Origin of the sequence: Pseudomonas sp. TWI929, from assembly GCF_039673335.1 — a bacterium.
GTDB lineage: Bacteria > Pseudomonadota > Gammaproteobacteria > Pseudomonadales > Pseudomonadaceae > Aquipseudomonas.
The window spans coordinates 1-3,279 of sequence record NZ_JBDJLK010000166.1 but is presented as its reverse complement, the minus strand read 5'-3'; the positions used below and the strand labels follow the sequence as shown (position 1 = coordinate 3,279).

The window sequence follows — 3,279 nt, the reverse complement described above, 5'->3', positions numbered from 1 at the left end:
GCTTTGCAGCCCTTTCGCGACACAAGGCCGCTCCCACAACAGTCCATGCAAGCAGATGCGGAACCTCGGGGCGGCTTGCGACTCGAATCTTCACCTTCGCACCGCCCTTCGCGGGCAAGCCCGCCCCTACAGGCCCCTTGAGCGGCCGTCGGGGCTCGGGTAATGTCGAGTCATTGCACAGGACAGAGCACGCCCATGACCTCCAAGCTGGAACAACTCAAGCAGTTCACCACCGTGGTCGCCGACACCGGGGACCTGGACGCCATCACCCGCCTGAAACCGGTCGATGCCACCACCAACCCGTCGCTGTTGCTCAAGGCCGCCGCCATCCCTGGCTATGCCGACTTGCTCAAGCAGGTGAAGGCCGATGCCAAGGGTAATGTCGACCTGGCCTGCGACAAGTTTGCAGTGGCCGTGGGTTCGGGCATTCTCAAGGTCATCCCGGGGCGTATCTCTACCGAAGTGGATGCACGCCTGTCGTTCGATGAACCGGCCCTGCTGGCCAAGGCGCGCAAGCTGATCGAGCTGTACGAGGCGGCAGGTGTTGGCCGCGACCGCGTACTGATCAAGCTGGCCTCCACCTGGGAAGGCATCCGCGCCGCCGAGAAGCTGGAGAAGGAAGGCATCCAGACCAACCTCACCCTGCTGTTCTCCTTCGCCCAGGCCCAGGCCTGCGCCGATGCCGGGGTGTTCCTGATTTCGCCGTTCGTGGGCCGTATCTACGACTGGTTCAAGAAAAGCACCGGCAAGGAATACGTGGGCGCCGAGGACCCGGGCGTGCAGTCGGTCACGCGTATCTACAACTACTACAAGGCCAATGGCTACAACACCGTGGTCATGGGCGCCAGCTTCCGCAATATCGGCCAGATCGAGCAGCTGGCCGGCTGCGACCGCCTGACCATCAGCCCGGAACTGCTGCAGCAGCTGAGCGACGACCAGGGCGAACTGCCGCGGGTGCTGAAGCCGGGCAATGCCGGCGAGGCCAAGCAGCCGCTGAACGAAAGCCAGTTCCGCTGGGCGATGAACGAAGATGCCATGGGCACCGAGAAGCTGGCCGAAGGCATTCGCCAGTTTGCGCGGGACCAGGAGAAGCTGGAGAAGTTGATGGCTGAAAACGCCTGATACATTTCGGGTTTGCCTGACGGGCGGAAAGTGTTCAGCATTTTCCGCCCGTTTTGTTTTACATGGCCTTAGTTGTGTATTGAATTCAAGGGCCTCTTCGCGGGCACGCCCGCTCCCACAGGGGATCTCCGCAGTGTTCGAAAGCGGCGCTGTACCTGTGGGAGCGGGCGTGCCCGCGAAGAGGCCCGCATAACCACCCGAGCTGTCGATGACCTCCTCTACCCCGCTGCCCCTCGTACTCGCCGGCCCGGTCCTGCGCCGCCTGGAACCCCAGCGCCTGGCCATCTGGCTGGTCGCCACCCAACCGCTGCAACCCGAGTTCATCTGCCCGGCAAGCGAGGCGCAGCTCGATTGCCAGGTGGTCGCGGTGGGCCAGCACGCCTACGTTCACCTGCTGGACATCCATTTCAGCCGCCCGCTGCCGCGTAACAAGCAGCTCGACTACGACCTGCTCATCAACGGCCAGGGCATCGCCGACTGGGCGCCGCACCTGCTCTACCCCGGCACCCAGCGCCCAAGCCTGGTGCTGCGCGATCGCCTCGACCATGTGCTGCACGGTTCCTGCCGCAAGCCGCATCACCCGGCTGTGGATGGCCTGCTGTGCGCCGACCGCTTGTTGCAGGCCTGCAAAAGCCCCGAACACCGCCCGGCCGTGCTGCTGATGACCGGCGACCAGGTTTACGCCGACGATGTCGCCGGCCCCATGCTGCGTGCCATCCACACCCTGATCGCGCGCCTGGGCCTGGTCGACGAACAGCTGGATGGCGCAGTGGTGCCCGACAGCCAGGCGTTGTACCAACACCCGGCCAGCTACTACCACCGCGCCGACCTGCTGCCGGCGCAGGAACATAACGAAACCCTGCGCGAGCGCTTTTTCGGCGGCAAGCGCAAGCCGATCTTCTCGTCCAGCAATGCCGACAACCACCTGGTGACCTTCGCCGAGGTCATGGCCATGTATCTGCTGGTGTGGTCGCCGGTGCCTTGGCAGCTGGTGAACACAGACATGCCCAGCGGCCTCAGCGACCAGCGCCAGGCCCGTTACCGGCAGGAGCTGCCGCTGATCCAGGCGTTTGCTGGCAACCTTGGCCAGGTAGCACGGGTGATGGCCCACCTGCCCTGCCTGATGATCTTCGACGACCACGACATCACCGACGACTGGAACCTCTCGGCGCAGTGGGAAGAAACCGCCTACGGTCACCCGTTCTCGCGGCGGATCATCGGTAACGCCCTGCTCGGCTACCTGCTGTGCCAGGCCTGGGGCAATGATCCGGACGGTTGCAAAGCACTGATCGGGCAATGCCAGGCGCTGAACAGCCAGGCCCAGGACGAGCTGATCGGCGAGCTGTTGCGCTTCCAGGGCTGGCAGTACAGCCTGCCCACTGACCCGCCCTTGCTGGTGCTCGACACCCGCACCCGCCGCTGGCGTAGCGAAAGCAGCCTGGCCAAACCGTCCGGCCTGCTCGACTGGGAGGCGTTGAGCGAGCTGCAGCAAGCACTGCTCGACCACCCCTCGGCAATCATCGTGTCACCCGCACCGATTTTTGGCGTGAAGCTGATCGAAACGGTGCAGAAGGTATTCAGCTGGCTGGGCTATCCGCTACTGGTGGATGCCGAGAACTGGATGGCCCACCGCGGCGCGGCGCAGGTCATCCTCAACATCTTCCGTCACTCACGCACGCCGGGGCACTACGTGGTGCTGTCCGGGGATGTGCATTACTCGTTCGTCTATGAAGTGCTGATCCGCCATCGCCAGCGCAGCCCGCACTTGTGGCAGGTGACCAGCAGCGGTATCAAGAACGAGTTTCCCCGGCGTTTGCTGGATGTACTCGACCGGCTGAACCGCTGGCTGTATGCGCCGCGTTCGCCGCTTAACTGGTTTACCAAGCGCCGCGAGATGGAGGTGGTACCGCGCACGCCCAGCCATAGCAAGGCGGGGGAACGGCTGTGGAATGGTGCGGGGTTGGGGCAGGTGTTCTTTGATGAACAGGGGCGGCCGGCACGGGTGTATCAGCTGGATGCGGGTGGGGGTGAGGCTACCGAGTTTGTTGGCCGACAGTAGTCAGCCGAGGGGCAAACTGCTGCCTGTACTGGCCTCTTCGCGGGCTTGCCCGCTCCCACAGGTACTGCGTCGCTCTCAAGGGCCGCGCTGTCCCTGTG

At 64.3% G+C, this 3,279-nt stretch carries 2 protein-coding genes; both read left to right on the top strand.

The genetic code is table 11. The features are described from left to right. The first annotated feature begins 195 nt into the window (after positions 1-195). Positions 196-1,122, top strand: a complete 927-nt coding sequence (gene tal, locus ABE456_RS28355) for a transaldolase (protein WP_346646886.1) — start codon at positions 196-198, stop codon at positions 1,120-1,122. A 208-nt stretch (positions 1,123-1,330) separates the two neighbouring features. Beyond that, on the top strand, positions 1,331-3,181 hold the full coding sequence (locus ABE456_RS28350; RefSeq protein WP_346646885.1) for an alkaline phosphatase D family protein: 1,851 nt from the start codon (positions 1,331-1,333) through the stop codon (positions 3,179-3,181). The last annotated feature ends 98 nt before the right edge of the window (positions 3,182-3,279 follow it).

Coding starts and splice junctions, on each gene's coding strand:
- tal (WP_346646886.1), top strand. CDS start 196: ATGACCTCCAAGCTGGAACAACTCAAGCAGTTCACCACCGTGGTCGCC.
- ABE456_RS28350 (WP_346646885.1), top strand. CDS start 1,331: ATGACCTCCTCTACCCCGCTGCCCCTCGTACTCGCCGGCCCGGTCCTG.